30 protein-coding genes and 1 other annotated feature are annotated in these 26,898 nt (G+C 28.4%); of the genes, 5 read left to right on the top strand and 25 right to left on the bottom strand.

Annotated elements, in window-relative coordinates:
• Window positions 1-54: 54 nt before the first annotated feature.
• The 7 genes from HZY82_RS02285 to HZY82_RS02255 all read right to left on the bottom strand — a co-directional run bounded on the left by HZY82_RS02285 (window position 55) and on the right by HZY82_RS02255 (window position 4,751).
• Window positions 55-948, bottom strand: a complete 894-nt coding sequence (locus HZY82_RS02285) for a 1,4-dihydroxy-2-naphthoate polyprenyltransferase (RefSeq protein ID WP_179938566.1) — start codon at window positions 946-948, stop codon at window positions 55-57.
• A gap of 8 nt (window positions 949-956) precedes the next feature.
• Entirely contained in the window at window positions 957-1,232 is a 276-nt protein-coding gene (locus tag HZY82_RS02280) for a UPF0223 family protein (protein WP_135155783.1), read from the bottom strand.
• A 66-nt stretch (window positions 1,233-1,298) separates the two neighbouring features.
• Window positions 1,299-1,676 (bottom strand): VanZ family protein, encoded by a 378-nt coding sequence (locus HZY82_RS02275; protein WP_179938564.1) that lies wholly within the window; start codon window positions 1,674-1,676, stop codon window positions 1,299-1,301.
• The gene (locus tag HZY82_RS02270; RefSeq protein WP_135155781.1) at window positions 1,670-2,350 is read right to left on the bottom strand and encodes a YjjG family noncanonical pyrimidine nucleotidase; all 681 of its coding nucleotides are present in this window, start codon (window positions 2,348-2,350) and stop codon (window positions 1,670-1,672) included. Before HZY82_RS02270 ends, HZY82_RS02275 begins: the two co-directional genes overlap by 7 nt.
• A gap of 93 nt (window positions 2,351-2,443) precedes the next feature.
• On the bottom strand, window positions 2,444-3,196 hold the full coding sequence (locus tag HZY82_RS02265) for a class I SAM-dependent methyltransferase (RefSeq protein WP_135155780.1): 753 nt from the start codon (window positions 3,194-3,196) through the stop codon (window positions 2,444-2,446).
• Between the two features lie 10 nt (window positions 3,197-3,206).
• Window positions 3,207-3,683: a 23S rRNA (pseudouridine(1915)-N(3))-methyltransferase RlmH gene (gene rlmH / locus HZY82_RS02260; RefSeq protein ID WP_135155779.1), complete on the bottom strand. Its 477-nt coding sequence runs from the start codon at window positions 3,681-3,683 to the stop codon at window positions 3,207-3,209.
• Between the two features lie 60 nt (window positions 3,684-3,743).
• Complete coding sequence (locus HZY82_RS02255; RefSeq protein ID WP_135155778.1) at window positions 3,744-4,751, bottom strand: LacI family DNA-binding transcriptional regulator; 1,008 nt, start codon at window positions 4,749-4,751, stop codon at window positions 3,744-3,746.
• A 260-nt stretch (window positions 4,752-5,011) separates the two neighbouring features.
• Here HZY82_RS02255 and HZY82_RS02250 point away from each other — a divergent pair, with 260 nt between their 5' ends.
• Genes HZY82_RS02250 through HZY82_RS02240 form a run of 3 tightly spaced genes read left to right on the top strand, consistent with a single transcriptional unit; the run spans window position 5,012 to window position 7,242 of the window.
• Complete coding sequence (locus HZY82_RS02250) at window positions 5,012-5,746, top strand: ATP-binding cassette domain-containing protein (RefSeq protein WP_135155777.1); 735 nt, start codon at window positions 5,012-5,014, stop codon at window positions 5,744-5,746.
• Window positions 5,739-6,401: a methionine ABC transporter permease gene (locus HZY82_RS02245; protein WP_135155776.1), complete on the top strand. Its 663-nt coding sequence runs from the start codon at window positions 5,739-5,741 to the stop codon at window positions 6,399-6,401. Before HZY82_RS02250 ends, HZY82_RS02245 begins: the two co-directional genes overlap by 8 nt.
• Before the next feature lie 31 nt (window positions 6,402-6,432).
• The gene (locus HZY82_RS02240; protein ID WP_135155775.1) at window positions 6,433-7,242 is read left to right on the top strand and encodes a MetQ/NlpA family ABC transporter substrate-binding protein; all 810 of its coding nucleotides are present in this window, start codon (window positions 6,433-6,435) and stop codon (window positions 7,240-7,242) included.
• 77 nt (window positions 7,243-7,319) lie between these two features.
• Here HZY82_RS02240 and lplA read toward each other — a convergent pair whose 3' ends face one another.
• The 12 genes from lplA to HZY82_RS02180 form a co-directional block, all read right to left on the bottom strand.
• The gene (lplA, locus tag HZY82_RS02235) at window positions 7,320-8,339 is read right to left on the bottom strand and encodes a lipoate--protein ligase (RefSeq protein WP_179938562.1); all 1,020 of its coding nucleotides are present in this window, start codon (window positions 8,337-8,339) and stop codon (window positions 7,320-7,322) included.
• 19 nt (window positions 8,340-8,358) lie between these two features.
• Window positions 8,359-9,231 (bottom strand): SIR2 family NAD-dependent protein deacylase, encoded by an 873-nt coding sequence (locus tag HZY82_RS02230; protein WP_135155773.1) that lies wholly within the window; start codon window positions 9,229-9,231, stop codon window positions 8,359-8,361.
• Between the two features lie 13 nt (window positions 9,232-9,244).
• Window positions 9,245-10,021 carry a protein-ADP-ribose hydrolase gene (locus tag HZY82_RS02225; RefSeq protein ID WP_135155772.1) on the bottom strand — a complete coding sequence of 259 codons (777 nt, stop codon included), beginning with the start codon at window positions 10,019-10,021 and terminating at the stop codon, window positions 9,245-9,247.
• Entirely contained in the window at window positions 10,014-10,346 is a 333-nt protein-coding gene (locus HZY82_RS02220; RefSeq protein ID WP_135155771.1) for a glycine cleavage system H family protein, read from the bottom strand. The genes HZY82_RS02225 and HZY82_RS02220 overlap by 8 nt, the downstream gene beginning before the upstream one ends.
• A gap of 164 nt (window positions 10,347-10,510) precedes the next feature.
• Complete coding sequence (locus tag HZY82_RS02215; protein WP_135155770.1) at window positions 10,511-11,707, bottom strand: NADH-dependent flavin oxidoreductase; 1,197 nt, start codon at window positions 11,705-11,707, stop codon at window positions 10,511-10,513.
• A 420-nt stretch (window positions 11,708-12,127) separates the two neighbouring features.
• Window positions 12,128-14,791, bottom strand: a complete 2,664-nt coding sequence (locus HZY82_RS02210; RefSeq protein ID WP_483299219.1) for a valine--tRNA ligase — start codon at window positions 14,789-14,791, stop codon at window positions 12,128-12,130.
• Window positions 14,792-14,862: 71 nt separating this feature from the next.
• Window positions 14,863-15,078: a binding site (T-box leader), on the bottom strand.
• 62 nt (window positions 15,079-15,140) lie between these two features.
• Window positions 15,141-15,971: a metallophosphoesterase gene (locus HZY82_RS02205; RefSeq protein ID WP_135155768.1), complete on the bottom strand. Its 831-nt coding sequence runs from the start codon at window positions 15,969-15,971 to the stop codon at window positions 15,141-15,143.
• A 15-nt stretch (window positions 15,972-15,986) separates the two neighbouring features.
• A complete protein-coding gene (locus HZY82_RS02200) occupies window positions 15,987-16,643 on the bottom strand; it encodes a DUF554 family protein (protein WP_179938560.1) in 657 nt (218 codons plus the stop codon).
• Between the two features lie 91 nt (window positions 16,644-16,734).
• Window positions 16,735-16,911: a 50S ribosomal protein L32 gene (gene rpmF, locus HZY82_RS02195; protein ID WP_135155766.1), complete on the bottom strand. Its 177-nt coding sequence runs from the start codon at window positions 16,909-16,911 to the stop codon at window positions 16,735-16,737.
• Window positions 16,912-16,945: 34 nt separating this feature from the next.
• Window positions 16,946-17,449 carry a YceD family protein gene (locus HZY82_RS02190; RefSeq protein WP_135155765.1) on the bottom strand — a complete coding sequence of 168 codons (504 nt, stop codon included), beginning with the start codon at window positions 17,447-17,449 and terminating at the stop codon, window positions 16,946-16,948.
• A 116-nt stretch (window positions 17,450-17,565) separates the two neighbouring features.
• Window positions 17,566-18,756, bottom strand: coding sequence for a sensor histidine kinase (locus HZY82_RS02185; RefSeq protein ID WP_135155764.1), 1,191 nt, complete (start codon window positions 18,754-18,756; stop codon window positions 17,566-17,568).
• Window positions 18,746-19,426, bottom strand: a complete 681-nt coding sequence (locus tag HZY82_RS02180; protein ID WP_135155763.1) for a response regulator transcription factor — start codon at window positions 19,424-19,426, stop codon at window positions 18,746-18,748. The genes HZY82_RS02185 and HZY82_RS02180 overlap by 11 nt, the downstream gene beginning before the upstream one ends.
• 250 nt (window positions 19,427-19,676) lie before the next feature.
• Here HZY82_RS02180 and HZY82_RS02175 point away from each other — a divergent pair, with 250 nt between their 5' ends.
• Complete coding sequence (locus HZY82_RS02175) at window positions 19,677-20,882, top strand: hypothetical protein (RefSeq protein ID WP_135155762.1); 1,206 nt, start codon at window positions 19,677-19,679, stop codon at window positions 20,880-20,882.
• On the top strand, window positions 20,882-21,172 hold the full coding sequence (locus HZY82_RS02170; RefSeq protein WP_218925232.1) for a YutD-like domain-containing protein: 291 nt from the start codon (window positions 20,882-20,884) through the stop codon (window positions 21,170-21,172). The genes HZY82_RS02175 and HZY82_RS02170 overlap by 1 nt, the downstream gene beginning before the upstream one ends.
• A gap of 31 nt (window positions 21,173-21,203) precedes the next feature.
• Here the strand turns inward: HZY82_RS02170 and asd are convergent, their stop codons facing one another.
• Genes asd through dapA form a run of 6 tightly spaced genes read right to left on the bottom strand, consistent with a single transcriptional unit; the run spans window position 21,204 to window position 26,891 of the window.
• On the bottom strand, window positions 21,204-22,286 hold the full coding sequence (gene asd / locus HZY82_RS02165) for an aspartate-semialdehyde dehydrogenase (protein WP_179938558.1): 1,083 nt from the start codon (window positions 22,284-22,286) through the stop codon (window positions 21,204-21,206).
• A gap of 9 nt (window positions 22,287-22,295) precedes the next feature.
• A complete protein-coding gene (gene alr, locus HZY82_RS02160; protein ID WP_179938556.1) occupies window positions 22,296-23,363 on the bottom strand; it encodes an alanine racemase in 1,068 nt (355 codons plus the stop codon).
• 3 nt (window positions 23,364-23,366) lie between these two features.
• Window positions 23,367-24,530, bottom strand: a complete 1,164-nt coding sequence (locus tag HZY82_RS02155; RefSeq protein WP_135155759.1) for a M20 metallopeptidase family protein — start codon at window positions 24,528-24,530, stop codon at window positions 23,367-23,369.
• Between the two features lie 10 nt (window positions 24,531-24,540).
• A complete protein-coding gene (gene dapD / locus HZY82_RS02150) occupies window positions 24,541-25,242 on the bottom strand; it encodes a 2,3,4,5-tetrahydropyridine-2,6-dicarboxylate N-acetyltransferase (RefSeq protein ID WP_135155758.1) in 702 nt (233 codons plus the stop codon).
• A gap of 20 nt (window positions 25,243-25,262) precedes the next feature.
• Window positions 25,263-26,006 (bottom strand): 4-hydroxy-tetrahydrodipicolinate reductase, encoded by a 744-nt coding sequence (gene dapB / locus HZY82_RS02145; RefSeq protein WP_135155757.1) that lies wholly within the window; start codon window positions 26,004-26,006, stop codon window positions 25,263-25,265.
• A 9-nt stretch (window positions 26,007-26,015) separates the two neighbouring features.
• Complete coding sequence (gene dapA / locus HZY82_RS02140; protein WP_135155756.1) at window positions 26,016-26,891, bottom strand: 4-hydroxy-tetrahydrodipicolinate synthase; 876 nt, start codon at window positions 26,889-26,891, stop codon at window positions 26,016-26,018.
• Window positions 26,892-26,898 lie beyond the last annotated feature (7 nt).

Below are 26,898 nucleotides of genomic sequence, written 5' to 3'. Positions count from 1 at the left end.
ATCTAATTCATAATAAAAAGAAAATCACTCTAAGTTTCTCTTAGAGTGATTTTCTTAAATATAATAGTTTAAAATATTAGCTAATGCCATTGTAAAACCTATAATAATTGTCATTTTAGCTGTTAATACCATAAATGGTGCCATTGTTTCTTTTGTTTTATTTACAGCTAATCCTTTTATTACTTTAATTGCTAAAGGTATCGAAACTAATACTAATAAATAAAAAATTGTACCATTATTAATAAAAATAAGAGCTACACTAGATAAATATACTAATAAAAATGATATAGTTAGTATTTCTACAGATCTCTTCTTACCTACTACTATAGCTAGGGTTCTTCTCCCTGATTCTTCATCATTTTTTGCATCTCTTATGCTATTAGCTAATAAAATATTACCGATCATTAAAAATAAAGGAATTGATAATAAAATAACTGATAAATTAACAAATCCTGTTTGAACGTAAAAAGATAAAGCTATAATTATTGTTCCCATGAAAAAACCAGCTGCGACCTCTCCATAGGGACCATAAGCAATAGGTGACTTTCCCCCCGTATATAAATACCCTACTAGCATACACATCAATCCAACTGGCAGTATATAATATGATGTCAGACTTGCTAAGTACAGTCCTAAAATCAAAGCCACTATATATAATATAACAGCTGCCTTAAAAACTTCTTGAGGTTTCAAACGACCATGAACAATAGATCCTGAAATCCCTTGTGAATCTACCTTATCTAATCCAAGTTTAAAATCATAGTATTCATTAAAGTAATTTGTTGATGTTTGAATTAATAAACATGCTATTAAAAATATAAAAAACTTAAAAAAATCAAATTTTTCTATATAAAATAGCGAATAAGTAGCTCCAACCAAAACTGGTGCTATTGCTGCTGGGTATGAATGAGCTCTAGCGCACCTTAAATATTCTTTAAACTTTTCCATAATTCCTCCTAATTTAATTTCAATTTAATAATTTTTTCGTTATTTCTCATTGCTTTTGTTGTTAAGTAACCATCATAACCCGTAACTTCCTTATATGTCCTAAAAATATTATTCTCCTCAGATTTTGATATAACTATAGTTTTGAATTCTCTATATAAAGATTTATATTCTTCTAAATTCACACCTTTCTTATAACAATTTTCTATAGTGTCTAAGAATTTTATTATCAAAGTTATCTCTTCAACATTATACAAAGTATAATCAATTGGATAATCAAACTCCATTTCTACACCTCCTAAACGCTTATACATAATATTATATGATTTATAGATAAAAAGCAAGTTATTATATTATATAACAATTTTTTCCACAAAGTAACTTGCAATACCTATTCCTATCATCACCCCTATAGCATCTATAAAAATATCTATAATATTACCACTTCTACCCTCTATAAATGTTTGGTGATATTCATCACTTGCTGCATATACAATAGAAACTGCACCTGCAACTAAATTTACCCTATTTATTTTGCAATTTAATAAATGGATATATACAAAAAATCCTAGAACTGCGTATTCTGTGATATGTGCTAATTTCCTTATTAGTACATTATTGGATAATTGATTAGATTCATATCCAATTTGATGGGAAAAATAAAATATAGTTCCCATTAAAAAAATAACCATAATTAAAGAAAACTTTCTATTAAATAAAATTTTTAACACAGTATTTTCTCCAGTTCCTTTAAATTTTTCACTATATAATTTGCATAAACATCAACTTTACCTATATTCTTATAGTTACACCACACACTATCTATCCCAAAATCATTTGCGCCTTTTATATCCGAATATAGTGTATCTCCAATCATAAGGTATTCATCTTTTACTCCGCCTATTTTATTATATATATATTCAAAAAACTCATTTTCTGGTTTCTGATAGCCTATTTCCTCCGAAATAAAAATATCATCTAAATATTTAGTAAAACTTGCATTAGCAAGTCTTCCTCTTTGTATTACAGATAGTCCATTTGTTGCAGCAAAAATCTGATATCCTCTTTCTTTTAATTTTTCCAATAAACTATTTACCCCATCATAAGTATAAGATTTTTTAGATAATATTTCTTCATATTTTTTGGCTAAAAGATTTCCATCAACATCTATTCCAAAGTTACTAAATAATAATTTGAAACGATTATTAACTAAATATTCTCTGCTTATTTCTCCTTTTTCAAAAGAAATCCATAATGCTTTATTTATCTCTATATATTTATCTAAATATTTTTCTATATTCTTTATACCTTGATCTCTTAACAATTCTCTAACTGCTCTATCTTGAGATTTATCAAAATCAAAAAGTGTGTTATCTAAATCAAATAATAGATACTTATATTTCATCTATATTCTCCTTATCGTATTCGTAATTATATTATAACTTACCACTAGATTATCATTCTAATTTATCAGTAGTTATGATTAATCATCAACTAATCATAAGCCTATATAACCATAAAAAAATTTAGCCCCAACTCTCTCTATTATATTGAAATTGTATTTTTCAAATATTGGATCTAATTTATGAGCTTTGAGAATAATCTTTTTTTTAGCTACCCTTGTCATTTCATTCATTAAATCATCATTTATAGAATCTTGACAAGCTAAACTATCAAATATGGATATATTACTAGAGTCTTTTATTTTATAAATAAACATTGGATCCAAATATATGTAATCTATTGATTTTGATTCTTGCTTTTTTAAAAAATCTAAACTATTAATATTATAAGTTTTAATTCTTCTCATAGCTTCATTAATATCACTTTTACCTGAATCAAATTTTTTTAAACCATTGGATACAATATAATGAATTATTTTATTATCTTCCAAAGCCTCTACTTTATGACCAAAATAAGACAATGTTATACTATCTCTTGCAAGACCCATAGTCATATCCAAAATACTTTGCTCTCTTCCTTCTATTATTTTTAGAAGCGGCACACATTTATTTTTTATTCTAAGCATAGCAGTATCTAGATGAAAGTATAACTCTTCAAAGTTTTTATTAATATATACTGTCTTTTGCTTATATATAATTATACATTCTCCAAATTTTCCAATTAACTCTTTAACCGTTAATCTTCCTCTATCAATATATTGGCAATTAAAATATTTTGCTACCTTTATAGCCTCTTCTTCCAGTTCATTATTGGCTTTTCTTTTATTTACATTAGTTGTTACTATCATATTATGTTACCTATTTGTGATATGGTTCTTTCTTTATTATTTTAAACGCTCTATAAATCTGTTCCACTAAAACAACTCTCATAAGCTGATGAGGGAATGTCATTCTACTAAACGATAGAGCAAAATCACTTCTGCTCTTAACTTCATCAGATAATCCATAAGAACCTCCAATGACAAATACTATATCACTACTTCCTTGCAATGCTAGAAAATTTATTTTAGATGCCAATTCTTCACTTGAAAAATTATTTCCTAATATCTCTAGTGTTACTAAGAATTGTCCATCTTTTATTTTTGATAAAATATTTTTCCCTTCTTTATCCATAGCAAGTTTTATTTCTGATTCATTTTCATTTTTTACTTTTTCATCATTTAATTCTATTATATTTAATTTCGTATATGCAGATAACCTTTTTAAATACTCATTAATTGCATCTTTATAAAATTTTTCTTTAATTTTACCTATACAAACTATACTTATTTTCATATAAATCTCCTAATATAAATTACATTTTATTATGTTCTATAGAAAAAGATTAGGCATATCCTAATCTTCTATATCTTTAAAACCTATGTCTAGTACACTATCTCTAATCTTCAATTCATAACCTATCAAGGTTTTTATCGTAGCTTCTTCCCCTTTTATAGTTTGTAAAATAATATCTACCGTTTTTTCAGCTGCTTCTTTTATATTGAACTCTATTGTAGTTAAAGGTGATTTCAATAATACAGATGATTCATAATTTCCAAAAGCTGCTACCGAGTAGTTTTCTCCAACTATTAAATTGTTTTTCTCTAATGCTCTTATAGCTCCGTAGGCTATATTATCAGTAGCACAGATTAAACAAGTAGAATCTTTAAAAAACTTTATATTTTCAATTACCTTTTCATAGGAATAATTTTGATCAAAAGTTGTAATAATTTCTTTAGGAATAATTCCATACTTTCCTAATGTTTGAACTATTCCCATCTTTCTATATGTCCCCACAGCTATATCTTTTTCATCTACACCTAAATAAACAATATCTCTATGCCCCGAAGCCATTACAAAATTAGCAATATCTCTTCCCGCATGAAAATCATTATATTCTACACTATAAGTATATTCACCTTCTTGTCCTAAAATAACAACAGGTATATCTATTGATTTTATTGTAGCTTCAAAATTTTTATCCATTATTGTTGGTAGTAAAATTATACCATCTACATTCATTCTTGCTAATTTTTTTAAATACTCTAACTGCAATTTCGAACTAAAATTAGAATTCATTATTAATGTTTCATAATTATTTTCTTTTAATTTTTGATCAACATACATTAAAGTTCTACTGGATACAAATGATGACAAAGTTGGCACTATGACCCCAATTATCCTACTCTCATTACTTTTTAAAGCTTTTGCAAAAGTATTCGGACTATAATTATACTTTTCTACTACTTTTTTAATTTTTTTTTTTGTTTCTTCTTTCAATTTACCATTATTAAAATATCTAGATACTGTTGTAGTTCCTACCCCTGCTAAGCGAGCGATATCTACAATTGTTATTTTTTTCATAATTTGCATCCTTTACCAATATCATACATTAATTATACTGAATTTATAGCAATTTGTAAATTTAATTCTATTTATTCAAACGTTTTCCTATATATTGAAAGGATTAGTACAGATGTTTGTGGTGATAAGAAACAGATTTGAAAATTCTATTCCCTCGCTATCTAATTAAATATATATATGTATATAAATCTAATAAAACAACAATAAAAAGTCTTGAAATTTAATATGAAAAATGTTATATTATTTTTGGGAGGAAAACAATGGTAATTCAAGTAAATAATATTGCTAAGCAATATAAAAATTCTAATTTCAAATTGAATAATATTTCTTTTCAAGTTAAAGAAAAAGAAATTATCGGTCTTATCGGCCCTAACGGATCTGGTAAATCAACAATTTTAAAAATGTTGAATGGCTTAATTTCTTTTGATTCAGGACAAATACTTATTGATAGTAAAGATATTACAAAAATGAATGATGACGAATTAAGAAAAATGAGAAAATCTATTTCTTATATTTTTCAAAATAGTAACTTACTAGAAGGAGAATCTGTCTACTATCATTTATCACTTATCTTTAAGCTTAACGGAGAAAAAATTGATGAAAAGAAAATTGATGAAATCTTAAGTTTCATGAATATTTTTCATTTAAAAAAGGAAATTTGTCGAAATCTTTCAGGAGGTCAACAACAGAAAGTCGCAATAGCTATGTCTATCTTACAGAATCCTAAGGTTCTATTATGTGACGAGATAAGTTCTGCACTTGATGTAAATAGTGAACAAGAAATATTTAACTTACTTTTAAAATTAAGAGATACAACTAATATATCACTCGTTGTTATTTCTCATAACTTAAGTATTTTAAAAAATTTCTGTGATAAGGTTATTATACTTGGAGATTCACAAATAAAAGAAGTGATTACCCCTAAAAAATCTTTATCAAGTAACTATAAGCAAGATTATTTTAATCACGTAAAGGAATTTTTAACAAATGATTAATATGTTTGAAAAGTATTATAAACTAATATGGGAAGCTTTCTGGGAAACTAATTTTATGGTTTTCGCATCTCTAATACTATGTTTGCTTATTGCTATTCCTTGTGGATTTTTACTATTTTCATTTAGAAATAAATATTTACTAGAAAACCCCTTAGCATACCAAATTTTAAGTATAATTCTAAATACAGTAAGAAGTATTCCTTACTTAATCTTCATACTTATGATTATACCCGTAAATAGATTTATATTTGGTACTGGTTTTGGTAATTTACCTGCAGTTTTACCCTTAACATTAGTTTCTGTTAGTCTATATAGTCGTTTTGTTGAACAGGCATTATTAAATGTTCCAGATAAGATTATTGATAGAGCTATTTCTATGGGAACTACAAAATTTCAAATGATAAGATATTTTTTATTACCCTCTATTAAGGTTGATTTAATTTTATCATTTACATCAGTAACAATAAGTCTGCTTTCTTACTCTACCGTAATGGGAGTTATTGGAGCCGGTGGTTTAGGTGATTTTGCTTATACTTATGGTTATCAAGAATACGACTATGATGTTATGTATTTACTAGCACTTATATTTATTGTCTATGTTTATATTATTCAAAATATTGGTTATTTCTTCGCAAACAGGGTAAACAAAAGATAATAAGGTTTATATTTAAGGAGAATATATCATAATGAAAAAACTATTTAAATCATTCGTTGCAGCTGCAACATTAGCTTTAGTAGCAACTGGATTAACTACTCCTGTTGCTTCAGCAAACGATAAAGTTATTAAATTATCTGTAGCTAAAATTTCTGCTGTTGATGAGATCGTAGAAGTTGCTAAAAAAGAATTAGAAAAAGATGGATATACTTTAGAGGTAAAACAATTTTCTGATTATACTGCACCTAACGATGCACTATTCAATAAAGAAGTTGATGCTAACTTATTCCAACACAAACCATTCATGGAAGGGTTTAATAAAGGAAAGAATGCTAACCTAGTTCACGTTCAACCAGTTTATAACTTCCTTGGAGCATTCTATGGAAAAGATGTGAAAAAAATTGAAGATTTAAAAGATGGGGCTAAAGTTGCTGTACCAAACGATCCATTCAATTTTGCACGCTCACTAAAATTATTAGAAAAAGCTGGACTTATCAAATTAAAAGATTCTTCTGTTCTTGCTATTAAGCCTGATGAAGTTGACCAACACGTGACTAAAGTTAAAGATATTAATATCGAACCTGCTTCTCTTGCAACAATTGGTCAAAAATACCAAGAAGCTGATCTAGTATTCGACTATCCAAGTTCAGCAACAAAATATACTAAAGTAGAGGATGCTGTTCTTGCAGAAGAAACACCAGATCCAGTTTATGCTTTAGGATTAGCTGCACGTGAAGATAACAAAGATTCTGATGCTGTTAAAGCATTACAAAAAGCTCTAACTAGCGAATCTGTTAAAAATTTACTAAAAGAAAAAGCAGTTAATACTCCTGCTTTCTAAGAAAATAACCCATAATTGAATAGTATAAACGAAGCACATCTCATCGAGATGTGCTTGTTTCGTTATAATTTTATTATTTAACTGAAAATTAAATCAGTTAATTCTTGAGCTGTTATAGTACCAAAATATGGAGATAAATCTATATTATCAAGTTTTTCAAAAATTTCTTCTTGAATCATCTTACTACCTATAAGAATTTTTTCGATATCAGCAATATTTTCTCGGCCAAAAAAATCTCCATAAATTCTACATGCATTAATACGCCCTTTTTTTACATCTAAATGAATATCAATAGTTCCCACACTAAATCTTCCATCTCGTTGGTAAAAGTATTGAGGTGAATTTCCATAATTCCACTCCCAATTTTTGTATTTTTCTTCTGTTAACTTGTCAATAACTTCCCAATCTTTTTCTGTTAATTCATAACGTTTTGCTTGATTTATATTATCAATTTGAAGTAATTTACAAATCATAATATCTTTAAATTCTACTGTTGTTATATTTTTATATTTTGATGAGAAATACTCTCTAAGCGATCCTACGCGACTACGAACAGATTTAATCCCTTTAGATTCAATCTTTTTACGGTTTGGATTTAAAACTTTCTCCATAGCATCAAAATTAACATCTAAAAGTAATGAAAATCCACCGTAAACACGTCCATTACTAATAGTCATAGCTGCTCCAGATACCTTTTTTCCTTCAACAAGTAAGTCATTTCTTCCACTATGTTCTACACCCCTAGCACCTAATTCGTGTAAAGCTCTAACCACTGGCTCATAAGCACGTTTAAAATCACCAAAAATTCCATTATCTTTAATTAAATAACAAACATTTACAGCTCCAGAATCTACATACACAGCTCCTCCTCCAGTATCACGACGAACTACTGGAATATTATGTTCTTTCAGATAATCTTGATTTGTTTCAATAACTGCATTTTGATATTTACCAATTTCTACTTTAGGATCACAGTAATATGGAAATAAAATATCGTCATCTAAAAACACATTTTGTTGCACATACACTTGTAATGCTAAAGCTGTAGCTCCATCTGTTATATATTTTCCTTTTCTAATCGGTTCAATAAGATACATAAATAATTTCTCCTTAAGTTTATAATAAGTTATTAGTTTTAATAATTAATTCTGATATATTATCCGTAAATTCTACACTCCTTGATCGAATACTTGTAGGTATACGATAATGTTTATAATTTAAAACAACATATAGTGCATCCGGATTTTTTTCTACCCTTTTCCAAAATGGGTGTTTTATAAATTGAGGTGTGGTATTTCCTACCCCAATATCTATATACATAATTTTTCCATTCTCATACTTACTTAAAAATTTTTCATATTTTTCCTTTTTTACATAGAAACTACTATCTTCGACCATTCCTCTTTCTTCATTACGTTTATTAATTTCAAATGGAGCTTTACACTTAGGACACAAGGGGACTAGTTCACATGGAATCTTCATATTTTTTTGATTCAACAGCATTTTCAATATAGTTCTATCATCTCTATAGGTTTGATTGTGACAATATTCACTACATTGCCATAGGCAGTATTTTCCTTGAATATGGAAAATTTTTTCCATATTATAATCAGCTATATCAAAAGCATTATCTGCATTTGTTGTTATGATATGATATGGCTTTTGATTTAAAATTGATTTTAAAGCCAGATATCCCTTACCTACTGGTTGTGAGATATAGTTTAAAAATACGAATCTACTTTGAAAAGCCCAATATTCTTGCCAATCTTCAAAATCAAAAAGACTAGCTTGTAACATATCTAGAAATTTATATTTATTTATAAAATCCGAAAACATATTTTCAAAACGAGCTCCTATATAAGTAAAACCATCTGAAGCTGACATTCCAGCTCCAACACCTACTACAAGTGCATCCGCCTCTCTAATAAGTTCCGCAAGTTGTTCAGATTGGGATAAGCCTACTTTCGTCAATGATTTCCATACAAGCATAAACTTCAACTCCTTAAATTAATAATTGCTGATGATATAAATCAAAATCTTCTTGATTAAAAAGATTGAAAATTACATTTAAGTTTGCATCACTTTTATTTAACCAATCCTTAACAGTAGATATTGCAATTGAACATGCCTCTTCCTTTGGAAATCCAAACTCTCCAGTAGAAATAGCACATATAGCTATAGTAGTAATACCATATTGCTGTGCTATTTTCAAACAAGATAAATATGATTGTTTTAATAAATTTTTCCTTATAGCTGATACTTCTTTTCCTTTTTCAATATAAGGTCCCACAGTGTGAATTATATACTTTGAAGGCAAATTATATGCAGATGTTATTTTGGCTTGTCCGACAGATTCTTTTCTTCCCTGCTTTGTCATCAAGAGTTTGCATTCTAAACGCAATCTAACTCCTGCATAGGTATGAATAGCATTATCTATACAATGATGATTAGGAGTGAAACACCCCAACATATCACTATTAGCTGAATTTACAATTGCATCTACTGCTAGATTTGTTATATCTCCCTTAAAAATAAAAATTCTTGGATTATTTGTAGGTATACAATCAGAAATATTATATTGCAAATTATTAATCATTCGTAAATATTCATCTTCAAGCTCTAAATATTTTAAAGAAATTGGATTAGCATACCTACAATTAATTAAAGATCTCCAAATAGTATGTAAATCTGAACTATCTTCAAGAATTTGATTTGTTTCATTCTTTTCTTCTAAAAGATATTTTATCATTTCTTTTAAGAGAATATTTCTTCTATTCATCTTCTAAATTATAAAAAGCATCTTGATCAACATCAATCAACTTTATAAGCCAATTTTCATTTTTCTTTCCTGAATTAAGTAATGTTGGTCTTGCCTCTGCATTTAAATTACGCTCTATTACTTTTCCTGCTAAAGGAGATAAAATTCCCATTATTGTTTTGGAAGCTTCTAAGTTTAAAATAATATCATCAACTTCTACACGATCTCCTTCTGTAAATTCTACATATCCAATAGTACCAACATCATCTTGTAATTCCGCCGTCATCCCTATAGTATATACATCATCTTTTTTTTCTACCCATAGATAATTTGCAAATTTTCTCATTAATATTCTCCTAATTTAATTCATAATTCTTCCCTATAATTAAAGTTATCATTAATGAAATTTTTATCTGTAAACACATAAATATTTTCAAAAATTCTTCTACTTAAATTTATAAAATACTCAAAAAAACTCATCCCTCTTATTCTTAATCCAAACTAGAACCTTCATAATCTATCCTCATAATTTTTTTCTAAACTTCTAAAAAAATCACGTGTATCCTTTGGTAAAGATTCTCCATAATCCATCAAAGATACTATATCCTTAAACGATGCTTGCGGTATTGCTAATTCTTCCAAATCATCAATTTTTATTTTAAATTGAATATCTTGGAAATTTCCATCAATTATTTTTATAGCAAATTCAGGATCTACTACAAAGGGGGTTGATGAACCTATAAAATCTGAATCTTTTATGGCTTCAAAAGATTTTTCAGGGGTATTAATTCCACCAGTTGCCATTAAAGGAATTTTTCCCTCCAAATGATTTTTTACAACTCTATTTATTAACTTTCCTTGATATTTTCCCGGTGCTCTTACTCTATTTTTATATACATCATGTCCCCAACTAGCTACAGCTAAATAATGAATATTAGCAACTTCATTTGCCAAGTCCATAAACTTTAAAAATTCTTCAATAGTATATCCTATTTGATTCCCTCTAGTTTCTTCCGGAGTTGCTCTAAAACCCAAAATAAAATCTGAATTAGCATATTTTTCTATTGTTCTCTGAACTATTTTTAAAATATCTAGAGCAAATTTAGAACGACTTTCCAAAGTTTGTCTACCATAAGCGTCTTGTCTTTCATTTGAAAACTTAGAAAAGAATGTTTGAATTAGCAATCTCTGAGCTGATGAAATTTCTACACCATCAAAGCCAGCTGCAATAGCTCTTTTAGTTGCCTCCCCATAAGAAAATATTAGATCTTCTATCTGTGATATACTAAGCTCTCTCACTTCGTGTGGAATAGGACTTTGTAACTTCATATAACTCGGACCATAAACAAAACCATATTTAAATAAAGCGTGACTAGAAAATCTTCCTGCATGGGTTAATTGTAGAATAGCTTTGGCTCCTTTTGATTTCATAGCTTTTGCTAAACTAGTAAGACCTTCAATACACGAATCATCTACTACACTAAATCCATACTCAAATAATTGACCATATTCATCCACATAGGCTGCTCCTGTTATCTGTAAAGGAGCTGAATTGGCCCTTCTAAGTGCATAGTTCAAATCATCTTGACTAACTTTTCCATCACTTGTTGACGAATTGGTTACCATAGGAGATAAAACAAATCTATTTTTCAAAATTACTCCATTAGAAAGTTTTAATGGTTTAGATAAATCCGTATTTGTAAACAAAATTCTTCCACCTCTTTAATTAGTAAGTTAATTATTTTTATAAATTATTTATAATATTTCAATATAAGATTCACAATATATGAATTTTATACTTAATTAAAGTATAACATATTTATCATCAATATCATAGAAAACTAATTCATTTGGTGTTTTAATTTTTTTCTTAAATATTTAAAGAATATAAAATATGACTGTGAATTTCTTATATATAAATTCTCCTAAAAAATCACAGTATGATTTACGACTTATTAATTTAAAATTTTTCAATTAATATATCTCAATTAATATAACTCTATAAAATTTTATTACCTTATTGTTATATCCAGCACAACCATATCCTAAAATTTTGGTAAATATTTTTCACAAGTATCCTAGTAAAAAATAATAACAGAGAATTTTTAAATTCTCTGCTATTATTTTCTATAAATTATTTAAAAATTTAATTCTACCTTCTACTGTATCAAATTGTTCTTGATACATAGCTAATTTTTCTTTTTCTTTATTAACTACTGCTTCTGGTGCAGACGATACAAATTTTTCATTAGATAATTTCTTGTTAACTAGCTCTAATTCTTTTTGAAGCTTTTCTAGTTCTTTTTCTAATCTTTCTCTTTCTTTATCAACATCAATTAAATCAGCTAGTGACACATATATTTCTAGACCTGCTATTACTCTAGAGATATCTGTTTCAAAAATCTCCACATCTTTTTCAATAATTAGTTGACTTGGTTTAGCAAACTTCTCTAAATAAGATTTACCTGCTAATAAAGTTTCTTTTGTTTCATCAGCTGTATACTTAATCTTAATTGGAATTTCTCTTGACATAGGTGCATTTACTTCACTTCTAATATTACGAACGAGAGTAATTACATCTTGTACTAGTTGCATTTGTGCTGTTTCTTTTTCAAATACTAGATCCTCATTTAATTTAACGAATTCAGAAGTTACAATAGAATCTCCTTTATGCGGAATGTGTTGCCAAATTTCTTCTGTTACGAACGGCATAAATGGATGTAACATTTTTAAAGACGCATCTAATACATAAATAAGTACTGATTGAGTAGTTTTCTTAGCAGCTAGGTCCCCACCATTCAAACTAATTTTAGCAATTTCAATATACCAAGAGCAAAATTCTTCCCAAATAAAGTTATAAAGAATACGTGACGCTTCTCCAAACTCATATTTTTCAAATAATCTTTCATAATCTTTAGATGTTTCTGCTAACTTAGTTAGAATATATTTATCCGCTAAAGTTTTCTCTCCATATAAATCTATATCTGAATAGTCAAATCCCTCAAGGTTCATAATTACAAATCTTGAAGCATTCCAAATTTTGTTAATATAGTTCCATGATGCCTCAATTTTTTCCTTTGAATAACGTAAATCTTGGCCTGGTGTAGAATTAGTCGCCAAGAAGTAACGTAGAGAATCAGCACCATACTGCTCAATAACTTCCATTGGATCAACTCCATTACCTAATGATTTAGACATTTTTCGTCCTTGCTCATCACGAACTAGACCATGGATTAACGTATCTTTAAATGGACGCTTTCCTGTAAAATCTAATCCCTGGAAAATCATACGTGATACCCAGAAAAAGATAATATCATAACCTGTTACTAATGTATTTGTCGGATAGTAGCGTTTGAAATCCTCTGAATCTTCATTCGGCCACTCAAGTGTAGAAAATGGCCATAAAGCAGATGAAAACCAAGTATCTAGAACATCTTCATCTTGTGTATAGTTTTCAAGATCCGCTGGAGGTCTTGTTCCAACATATACTTCTCCCGTTTCATTATGATACCAAGCAGGAATACGATGTCCCCACCATAATTGTCGAGATATACACCAGTCTTGAACATTTTCCATCCAAGTTGTAAAAGTTCCTTCAAATCTATTTGGATAAAAGTGTACTTTACTATCTTCATTTTTTTGATTTTCTAACGCTCTTTCTGCTAAAGGTTTCATTGCTATAAACCATTGCTTAGAAAGATAAGGTTCTATTACTGCACCCGAACGTTCTGAATGTCCTACTGAATGAATGTGTTTTTCAATTTTAAAACATATTCCCTCTGCCTCTAAATCCGTGATTAAATTTTTACGACATTCAAATCTATCTTGTCCTGCATATTTAGCTGCATGCTCGTTCATAATTCCAGATTCGTCCATAACTACAATTCTTTCTAAATCATGACGATTTCCTACTTCAAAATCATTTGGGTCGTGGGCTGGCGTAATCTTAACTACCCCCGAACCAAAGTCCATTTCTACATATGTATCAGCAATAACTGGAATTTCTTTTCCTGTTATTGGTAATAATACTTTCTTTCCAATATATTTAGTATATCTTTCATCTTTAGGATTAACAGCAACAGCAGTATCTCCAAATAAAGTTTCTGGACGAGTTGTTGCTACTTCTAGATAATCTCCCGAACCATCTGCTAAAAAGTATTTTAGGTGATAGAATGCTCCTTCTATATCTTTGTAAATTACCTCAATATTAGACAAGGCTGTTCTTTGTACCGGATCCCAGTTAATAATTCCTTCACCACGGTAAATAATTCCCTTATTATAATGATCAACAAAGATTTTTGTTACTGCTTCACTCAATCCCTTGTCTAGAGTAAATCGTTCACGTGAATAATCTAAGCCTAATCCTAATTTAGCCCACTGTTCACGAATATAGCCTGCATATTCATCTTTCCACTCCCAAGCTTTTTCTAAAAACTTTTCACGTCCAATATCATGACGTAAAATTCCATCTTGTCTTAATCTTTCTTCAACTTTTGCTTGAGTTGCTATACCTGCATGATCCATACCAGGTAGGTATAGTACATCGTAACCTTGCAATCTTTTAAATCGTGTCAACATATCTTGCAATGTTGTATCCCAAGCATGTCCTATATGTAATTTTCCAGTTACATTCGGTGGTGGAATTACAATTGTATATGGATTTTTCTTAGATTTATTATCTGCTTTAAAAACTTCTTTCTCTAACCACCAAGAATATCTATTAGCTTCTACTTCTTGTGGATTGTATTTCGTAGACATTTCTGACATAATATTTCTCCTTTTATATAACATATTAAAAAGATCTAGCAAATTAATTTACTAGATCTTTGTTTAAATTCTATTGACAATAATACCAGTAAACATCAAAGGACGACATTTACCGTGGTACCACCTTTTTTCTAACTTTAAGTTAGCACTTTATTAGATTATCGCTCTATACACGTCTAGGACTACTTATTTTCACCCTAAATGCTCACCGTCTACTTCAAAGTTTGCCAAGGAGAAATCTCTCATCCACTGATTCCTTTTCTGTATCCTCGGTACGCAAGTACTCCTACTTGTCGGCTCATCGCATATATCTATTAAAAAATTTAATATACTGTCATTCTAGCATATAATTCAGAATAATGCAAGTAAATTATTATTCATTTTTTAATTCCACTACTATATACTCCAAAAAATTATTAATTCTTGTAGAAAATGAACTATTACCCAGTCCTTGAGAAACTATCATTTTAGAATTTTTTTCTTCATAAATCCCATGAGTAAATTTTGGAAATAAACCTTGACTAGGTGAAAATATTCTACCTAGAAGTGGAATATTCCACTGTCCCCCATGGGCATGTCCAGAAAATATCAAATCATATCCCAATTCTGAATACATAAAAAACTTTTCTGGTCTATGAGCTAACAAAATATTATATTTATTTTCTTGAAAATTATTTTTTAAAATATTTCTATAATTTGCATAATAATTTTTTTTATCATTTTTTCTAAAGAAATTAAAGTCCTCAATTCCCACTAAATTAATTGATTCTCTCTCTCTAGATATCGGCTGAGATTTATTCTCTAAATGGTTAATATCTAATTTTTTTAAAAATTCTTTTAATTCAGTATATTCTTTAGATAACCTTACTTCATGATTACCTGAAATAAAGTATGTAGGAGCAATGTCTGAAATCTGTGATAATATATTGTATGCACATGCAGAATCATTTCTATAACTATCAAGTATATCTCCCGTTATAACAATTATATCAGCTTTTTCTTTTTTTATATTTTTTAGAAAAATTTGATCAGAAAATCCCAATTTTCCACAATGAATATCAGATAATTGAATTATCTTAAATCCATTAAAACTTTGTGAAATTTTTTTATCACTTATTATATATTTTCTCTTTTTAATATACCTATTTTGATATAGATAAGCTATTGATAAAATAGTTGTTGTAAGTAATATTTTTTTTATCATCTTATGTCTCTTTTCTTAAAATAAAGGTAAAATATATTGTAGCCATATGTATGAAAATGGCACTACTAAAACCGTTGCTGGTAATAGTTCTGCAGACGGAAACATTTTAATATTAGCCAGCCTAAATCCATTGGATAATAAAATTATTCCTCCGCATATACATACTATAAATTGTGGAATAGCTATGACAGGCACTATAATTCCTAAATTAGCAGCAAATATGATTGCTACAAAAAAATCTAACATAGATTTTACAATCAATATTTTACTATCTCCAGTAATTCCAAGGTCTAAACTACCATATATTCCAGTTGCAGCTGCAGTGAATATCATAATTAAAGTTACCATTTGATTGAATACTTCCTCATTAATTGGTCCCTTTTTCATTCCTAAATTTCTCGTTATCAAAGCTTGAGCCCACGTAGGAACATTCTGAATTCTATCTCCTATTTTAAAATAAACTCCTAATATTGTTCCAAGTACCGTTGCAAATATTACTGCAGGCATATATTTCATCAAGGTTATAGATGATACTCCTATAGTCATAGCACTTAGAGCAAAGACTAAATTTAATTTTTGTTTTAAATCTTCAGATAATTTATCTCCATACCTTACTCCAATTATTCCACCTAAGATAATTGCTATGCTGTTTACTATCATACCTGTTGGCATACATAAATCAACCTCCCTATTTTATTTATTCCTTATTATATCATAAAAAAATAAGCAATCATGCTCACAACATAACTACTTATCAAAAAAATTATTTAACTTCTAGTACTTGACGACCTTTATACATTCCTGTTTTTTTGTCAATACGGTGTCCCATAACATAGTTTCCGCTTTGTGCATCTAAAGTGATTGCAGGTGCAGATAATTTTTTATGAGTTCTTCTTTTTCTTTTAGCTGTTTTCGATGTTCTTCTAAAAGGAACTGCCATTTTTAATTTCCTCCAATATTATAAATTATGAAAATTATTTTTCTTTAAACATATCTCCTAAAGCTGAAAAAGGACTGTCCTTTCTTTCTTTAGACAATATTTCATCTTCAGTCAATAATTGCCAATCTTTCCCTTTTTTATTAACCACTTCTTCTTCCTCTAAGTAGTAGTTTAATGGAGCATTAAGCAATACTAATTCATTAACAAGATTGCTTATATCAATATAAGCATCCATTGCAAAAGTATTATAGTCATCTCCATTAAGGATAGATTTATCAATAAAATCTTCTGTTTCTCTTATTTCAAAAGGAACAGATATTATGTTAAGACTTCTACTAGAAACTACCTTATAATTACCCTTAATTATTAAATCAACAAGTATTTTATCTTGACCATTTCTAGTTAAAGTTCCTCCAACTATTACATTTTCAACACCTTCTACACTGGCGTTAAAATTGGCTATGTTGACATTTACTGATTCTTCAAATTTAAACTCATCTTTATTATCTATAAATAAAGTTGACCTTAACCATTTCATTTAAATTTTCTCCTTTATTAACACACATCTATTATTATATAGTATATAAGATTAGATGTCAACATAAAAAGTTTACACTTCTATTTTTTATGAAATTATTCAATCTCTAAGATTATTTAAAAGAGTATTTCTATTGTAAATTCTCCATCTTTTTCAGAATATGCTCTTATTTTAGCATCATGTCTATCTAATACCAATTTTGCTAAAGCTAGTCCTAGACCGTAACCTTGACTATTTTCTCTCGAGTGTTCTTCTCTATAGAACCTATCAAAGACTATTTCTAAATTCCCTCTCTTGGTAAACTTAGATTTATTATTAACTGTTAATTTAGGTGTTCCTCTGTATGATACTAAACTTACTTCTATATAGCTCTCCTCATCAGAATATTTCATTGCATTATCTAATAAAATATCTATGACCTGAAATATTGACTCATATTCCCCATTATAATAAATATCCTTTTCAATATTAGCATGTATATTCTTAAAATTAAATTCCGAAAAGTCTTCTACCCTATCTTCAATTAATTCTGTTAGAGAAAATATATTTCTTTTTACTGTATATTTTTCTTCAGCTTTCGAGAATTCTATAAGCGAAGCAATAAGTTCTGACAACCTATCTATCTGCTTACGAATGTTTCTCAACCATTTAGATTTACCCTGTTCTATTGCTAATAAATCTGTATTAGAAGAAATAATAGCCAAGGGAGTCTTTAATTCATGAGAAGCATAAGTTATAAATTGTTTTTGTTTCTTTACATTTTCAGCTAAGGGTTCAATAACTTTATTAGACAGTATTATTAGTAATAGTATCACTAGTAATACTATTACACTCACTACCATTAAACTATTAAATAAAAATAAATTAAATATTTTTAATTCTCTATCTACATCAACTAAAAATAATATATTCTTATCTTGATGTTGGATATAATCATACTTATAATTATTCACATAAGCTTCTTTCTCATTATCTAGATTTTCTATCGCTATTTTAATCAAATCCATTTTATTTGATTCAGAAAATTGTAGATTCTTGCTATATATCTTTGAAATATTTTTACTTGAATCTATTATAGCGATAAGAATTCCACGATCAAGAGTAATTTTGTTTGTATCAAAATATTCATCATTAACTATTTCATTTACTAGTGTAGAATTATTTTTTATTTTGTCAATACTATTAGTTCCATTTTCCCATATATTATAATAATTCAATAAATTAACAATAATAAATACTAAAGATACTACTAAGGTAATACTAGCTGTTGCTACTATTATAAATTTTTTTCTTAACTTATTTATCATCTAATAACTCCAAAGTATATCCTACATTTCTCTTAGCTTTTATGTGGATATTAGCATCTAAAGTTTTTAATTTTCTCCTTAAATATGAAATATTTACCCAAACTACATTTATTTCAGAGTCACTGTCATAACCCCATATCTTTTCTAAAAATGTTTCCGTTGAAATAACATTCCATGGATTTCTCATCAACATTTCTATAATTTGGAATTCTTTATTAGATAATACAATAGCATCCTTACTTGTGCTCAATTCAAAAGTAAGTTTATTTAATTTTGTATTTCCAAATTCTAACTCATTAGCTGTAAAAGACGATTGCCTTCTAGTCATTGAACGAACACGGGCAAGTAATTCTTTTGTGTCAAATGGTTTTGTTAAATAATCATCTGCTCCAGCATCTAATCCTTCTACTCTGTCTTCAATTTGAGATTTAGCAGTTAAAATTAAGACTGGTGTCGATTTTTTTTCTTTTCTTAGTTCTTTGACCACTTGTATTCCATCCATTTGGGGCATCATGAGATCAAGAATAGCCCCATCATAGTCTTCTAACTTTAGATAATCTAGAGCCTCTTTCCCATTATTCACTACATCTACTGAATAATTATTGTGCTTTAATAAAGCAGCGAGAGCTTCAGCCAAATCTTTTTCATCTTCTGCTAATAATATTCTCATCTGCAACCTCCTGTAATATATTACTAAATTTTATATCTTAATTATAACATATAGTATACATTATTTATATTCAAAATACTACCTATCTACAATAGTTATTATCCCTAATATTAAATTTTTTATTTTCGGCAATATTGACTTAATTAAATTCTTAATTCTATGAAATACTACAATTTACTTTGTCTATAGTTTTTTTCAAAAAAATAATATATAATTAAATTGGTATTCAATTATTAAAAAGGAGCATTCAATGAAACTAATTAAAAAAATTATTATTTCAGCATCTATTTTATTATTTAATTTAAATACTTCGACTTATGCTAATAATAAATTTACTGATCCAAATATTACATCATTTGTAAATGACAATAATTCTAAATTTATTGTTGCAGAACTTAATACCGGAAAAATAATCGCAGGACAAGATGCAGATCAAAAAGTTACCTATAAAAATTTAATAAATAAACTTGCAATTTTCTCACTATCTGAAAAATTAAAAGACAATTCTATTACATTAGAACATAGAATTAAGGTTACAGAAGATGAAGTTTTAAAAACATTAAATATCACTGAAGATATTAATATTAAAGATGCCTTATTTTTACTTGAACAAAGTGACACAAGCACTTTAGCAATAAATGTTTTAAATGCCCTTAATATAGATCAATCAAAAGCCCAATCAATTCTTGATAAGCTTACACTTTCTGATACAGAGCTTAATAAATTAGAAATTAACTCCGAAAATAAAATTAGTTCCAGAAATCTTGCCTATCTTACTCAAGAAACCTTAAAAAATTTCTATGAGCTTAGTCAAATAACAAAGCAAGAAAAATATACATTAGAAAATGGAACTACTTTAAATAATACTATTCCCATTACTTCTGAAAACACCACTATCCTAGGTTTATCATATAAGGAAAAAAATTCAGAGATACTTATTAATTCAGGAAATACTAACTTTATAATAGTTTTATTAAATTCTTCACTAGATAAAAATATTATTTTTGAAAACTTAAACAAATTATACCCTTATTTATTTTCAAATTATGCTTACCAAGTAATTGTCCAGGCTGGAAATCATAAAATTAATGAACAAGACATAGAAATCAATTCTGAAATATATGATTTATTCTATAAAAATCATAATCAAAATAATTTGAATTTCCAATTAATGAATGAAAGAATTATTTTAATACAAAACTATGACACACTTTCTTTCAATAATTCCAGTGTTTTCACAAGCTATACAAATAAAGAAAAACAGACTATAAATATTAGAGATGTCTTAATGAATAATTTCAGAAAAAATACTAGTATTAGAGGCTTTAATGATAAAGAGAAACTTGATTCAACTATTTCAAATATTTCTTACATCTTATCTTTCTTACTATTCATCTATATCTCTCTATATAGTCTTATCTATATTTTTAAAAAAATTTTTAGGAGAAATTCATAATGCACATATCACAAGAACATCTTTTTTTCGAAATGAAACATCACAAATTTGAACTTATATTTAATTATAAAGATGCCTTCGATAAAGATTTATTTTTTGAAAAATATGTTGATATACTAGATGATAGAGACTTTATTATCGGAGATATATCCCATGAAAAATTGAGGTTAACTGGTTTTATAACTACAAAAGAAAAAAATAGTCCTCGTAATATAGCTAATTTAGAAGACTTTCTATTAGAATATTGTAATCTCGGTTGTCCTTTCTTTGTAATAAAAAGAATAAAATAAAAAGAAATTCATCTATACGATGAATTTCTTTTTATTTTTTATCCAAATATCCTAATTTTTTAATTAACTCCGCTGTTTGTAATGCCCCTCCAGCAGCTCCTCTCATTGTATTATGTGATAAAGCTACAAATTTATAGTCAAATAAATTATCTTCTCTAAAACGTCCTACAGAGATTTGCATTCCTTTTTCATGATCTCTATCTAATATAGGTTGAGGGCGGTTATCTTCTTCATAATATTTGATAAATGGTTTAGGAGTTAAAGGTAAATCATATTTATCAATATCAGATACATAATTTTTTATTTTTTCTAATAAGACTTCTTTTCCTGGATCATTCTCTAAATTAAATGATACAGCAGCCATATGTCCATCTAAGACTGGTACACGAATACATTGTGCTGATAATTTCATAGATGAATCTGAAATAATTTTTCCATCTTTTATTTTTCCAAATATTTTTAATGGTTCTTGTTCAGATTTTTCTTCTTCTCCACCAATATATGGAATAATATTTTCTATCATTTCTGGCCATTCATCAAAGTTTTTTCCTGAACCTGATATTGCTTGATAGGTGCAGATAGATGCTTCTTTTATGCCATATTCGCGTATTGCATTAAATACTGGAACATAAGATTGAATTGAACAATTTGGTTTTACCACTATAAATCCATACTTTGTTCCCAATCTTTTTCTTTGAAAATCTATTATGTCCAAATGTTCCACATTAATTTCTGGAATAATCATAGGGATATCTTCCATCATCCTATTTGCCGAATTATTAGAAACTACTACAACTTCTCTTTTAGCATAATCTTCCTCTAACTTAATAAGCCTTGATTTATCTAAATCCAAAGCACAAAATACCATATCAATATTAGAGGCAATATTGTCAATATCAAAAACGTCATATATTTCTAAATCTTCAACATAAGAAGGCATTTTTTCTTCTAATTTCCAACGATTTTCCATTAATTTCCCATATTTTTGTCCCGCTGATCTAGCAGAAGCTGCAAGTTTCACCACATCAAAGTATGGGTGATTTTCTAAAAGCATTAATAGTCTTTGACCAACCATTCCAGTTGCTCCAAGAACTGCCACTCTTGATTTGTTCATTTTCTTCTCCTAATATTTCTTTATTACATGTAATGAATTTTTATTCAATACTGCCATCTGTTCTGAATTGGAGTTACAGTATTTATTATAAGAATATATAGGTAAGTTATCATTGTAAATAATAACTTGATCCCCTATTTTCACATCTTTATCAATTTCAACAACAATATGACTCATCATTACGGACAAAATTTCATATTCTCGTCCATTAATTATACATGTTTTTCCTGTAAGTCTAGATCTTAAAATACCATCTCCGTACCCAATATCTGCGATAGCAACACATGTTTTTTTATTTGCTATATAAGAATTACAATAACCTATTGAATCATTTTTGTCAAGTTCTCTGATATTTAATACTTTAGCTCTTACTTCAAAAGTTTGATATGGTTTATATACTTCCTTAGTCGGATTTTTTTTCACATCATAAGGATAAGCACCGTATAACATAATTCCTGGTCTAATATGGCTAGCAATTTCAAATATTCCATCTCTCAAATATGAAGCTGAATTTTGAAAATGCTTAACTTCAAATTTATGAATTTTGCATAATTCTTCATATATATTTAAGATTCTAGATTTTTCAATTTCATAATTACCATCAAATTCATCAGCATGAGCAAAGTGGCACCATAAGGCTTTCAAAATAAGATTATTTTCATTGGAAAATTTTATAACTTCAATAGCTTCTTCTAAATTTTTAACTCCAGACCTATTCATAAAGCCAGCATATTCCATATGTAATTTCAAGCCACTTAAATTTTCATAATTTTCTTTCAAGTAGTTTAAAGAACTAATGTTTATTTCTATATCATACTTCTTCACTTCTTCAAACTTATATGTTGGATTTATTAGAAAAATATCTACATCCTTTAATATTTTTCTAATACTAATAGCCTCGTTCAAGCTTGTTGTAGCAAAATATCTTATTCCTGTTTGATACATAGTTCTTATAGAATCTTCTAAGTCCATATTATAGGCATTATTTTTTACTACTGCAATTATTTTTTCCTTATTAAGCTTAAATTGATTAATATTTTTAGCAATTTTTTTATAATCTATCTCCAATTCAGCCACACTTTATCCTCCTTTATTATATTTTTCCAATATCCCCATATAATATTTCACTCCTGTTTCTAATACAATTTCGTCAAAATTGAATTTTGGAGTATGTAAACCCCAAATATAGCCTTTTTCTTCATTTCTGACACCTAGGAAAGAATAATTAATAGGTGAAATTTTTCTAAAAGTAGAAAAATCTTCACCGTATAAATAGGTATTTTCCAACTCTATATATTTTATACCCTTATTTTTACAAACGTCCTTTATTAACTTATATTCTTCCCCATCATTATAAACCGCATCATAGCTTTCTCCAAAATCCACACTTATCTTAGTTGTTGTAATTAATTCTAATCCCTTTGCTATATCTAAAATTTTTTTGGAGATTATTGAAAAATTTTCTTTAGAATATGTTCTTATGGTTCCCTCTAGTTTCGCTGATTGAGCAACAATATTAAGAGCATCTCCTCCACTAAGTAAGCCAATATGTATTATATTAGTATCTCTTGCACTAAGATTTAACGTATTCAATTTTAATAATTCTTGATAGAAAATGCTAGCTGTATTGATAGCATCCGAGCCTAAATGCTTTAATCCAACATGAGCTGCCTGTCCTTCAATTTTTATTTTAAATTCTGTAGCACTAGCCATAATATCTTTTTCTTTTGATACTATAGCCTCTTCTTCATAATCTGGATTCATATGTAAAGCAAATGCTGCTTTGATCTTATCTTTTTTAAAATTATATGCATTTAGCATTAAAGCTGCTCCACCGATAGTTTCTTCTGCTGGCTGGAAAACAAACATCGAATTGTACTTGGTTTTGTTATTTTCATAATATTCTTTCGCTTCTAATACTGCTCCCAGCAACATAGCAGTATGTCCATCGTGCCCACAAGCATGCATGACTCCAGTATTTTTTGAAACAAACTCAATTTCATTCTCTTCCTGTATAGGAAGAGCATCTATATCTGCTCTAAATAATAGTGTTTCTGCATTGTCTTCACTAGCATTAAATTTTACTATTAATCCTGTTTCTAATACTTCCTCATAAGGAATATTATTTCCTTCTAATATACTTTTAATATATTCTTTTGTTTTATATTCTTGCAATGATAACTCTGGATGAGCATGCATCTCCCTTCTCCATTTTGTTAGCATTTGTCTAGTTACAATATTCATAAATTACCCACTATAAATTTCTTAATTCTGCAATGATATCTACTTTCTCATTTGCAACTTCTTCTCTTGTTTTAATTACTCTCGCTGGTACTCCTGCAACAACTGCTCCTGCTTCTACATCTTTTGTCACAACTGACCCAGCTGCCACTACTGCATTATCTGCAATTTGAACTCCTTCAAGAATTACTGCATTAGCACCTATTAAAACATTGTTTCCAACTTTCACTGGTTTTGCATTAGCTGGTTCAATAACTCCTGATAAAACTGCTCCTGCTCCTACATGTGAGTTTTCTCCAACCTCTGCTCGACCACCCAAAATTGCATTCATATCAATCATGGTATTCTTACCTATTTTTGCTCCTATATTTATTACTGCTCCCATCATAATTACAGCATTATCTGCAATTTCTACATGTTCACGAATTGAAACACCTGGCTCTATACGAGCATTTACATTTGTCAAATCTTTCATAGGAATCGCTGAATTACGCGCCTTATTTTCCAATCTAAATTGATCAATTTTTTCTTCATTTCCTGAGAAAAATTCTTGCCAATCTTTCATGTCTGCAAAAATTACTTTTGACTTACCCTCTCCATATACTTCCAATGTTTTTGGAAATTCTATTTCTTCTTTAAAATTTACATACACCTTTACAGGTGTTTTTTTTACTGAACTTGCTATATATTTGATAATTTCTTCTGTTGTTTTCATTTTATACCTCTTTAATTTTACTATATTCCTAATACATCTTTCATTGAATAAAGTTTTGCTGGTTTATCTTTTAACCACAAAGCTGCTTTTATAGCACCATTAGCAAACATTCTTTTGCTTAATGCTGTATGCTTAATTTCAATGATTTCATCATCTCCTGCAAAAATTACTTCATGCTCTCCTACTATAGTTCCTCCCCTAACTGCATGGATACCTATTTCTCTATCTTCACGTTTACCATCTCCATGTCTGCCGTAAATTCTATCATAATCTTCTACATTATAAACAGCATCTACTAACATTTTAGCCGTTCCACTTGGAGAATCTATTTTATTATTATGATGTTTTTCAATTACCTCTATATCATAGCCACTTAAAAACTCACTAGCTTTGTTTACTAATTCTACTAGTACATTAATTCCTAAACTATAATTACCACTATATATTACTGCAACTTTTTTAGACAAGTTATGGATTTTCGCTAATTCATCTTCTGTATGTCCCGTAGTTGCTATTACTACTTTTGTTTTAGTACTACTAGCATACTTTACCATATCCTTTGTCAAAATGTGATGTGAGAAATCAATTATAACATCAGCCTTTTCTTTTATTTTATAAAACGATTCATATTCTGGAAACTTGCATTCTCCTCTACTTTTATTGCTAACACCTGCAACTATTTCTATGTCAAAAAAACTTTCTTCTATCAATTTAACTAATGTATTACCCATAGCACCAGTAAATCCACTAATAATTACTTTCATCTTCTACTCCTAATTTAAATTATCCATTTCCTTTTTCAATTTTCGGGATAAACTATCATTAATTTGTGTCATAGGTAGTCTATAGTAAGCTTTAGAGAATCCTAAATGCTCCAGACATTTCTTAACCGGCATTGGATTTGGTTCTGCAAATAATAAATTTGTAAATTTATTATATTTTAGCTGAATTTTCATAGCCTCTGAAATTTTTCCTTCTAATGCAAGTTTACACATCTCTTGATTTATTTTTGGATATACATTAGCTAAAACAGAAATTGAACCTTTAGCTCCTGCAGCTATCATAGGTACATTAATATCATCATTTCCACAATAAATATCTATCGAATCTCCGCAAAGACGGATAACTTCTAAAGTATGTGACATTTCTCCAGTTGCATCTTTATATGCAACTATATTCTTATGATTAGATAAATGAGCTATTGTTTCTGGCGTCATTACTTGCCCTGTTCTACCTGGCACTCCGTATAATACTATTGGAATATTTACTCTATCTGCTATATATTCAAAATGCTCTATTAATCCCTTTTGTGTTGTTTTATTATAGTAGGGAGTTACTACTAGTAACGCATCTGCACCTACTCGTTCAGCTTCTGTACTTAAATATACAGCATGACGTGCATCATTCACTCCTGTCCCAGCAATAACTGGAATACGCTTATTAACTTTTTTTACAGCAAATTCTATTACTTCAATTTGTTCATCATCTAGCATAGTTGAACTTTCTCCCGTAGTTCCTACTATAATCAAGGCTTTTGTTCCTTCTTTAATTTGAAATTCAATTAATTTTTCCAACTCTTTGTAATCTACCATACCATCTTCCAAAAATGGGGTTATAATGGCTACTCCACTTCCTGTATATATTGTCATATCTATC

It is taken from the genome of Gemella sp. GL1 (assembly GCF_013415365.1).
Lineage (GTDB): Bacteria > Bacillota > Bacilli > Staphylococcales > Gemellaceae > Gemelliphila.
This window is presented reverse-complemented; position numbering and strand designations above follow the sequence as displayed.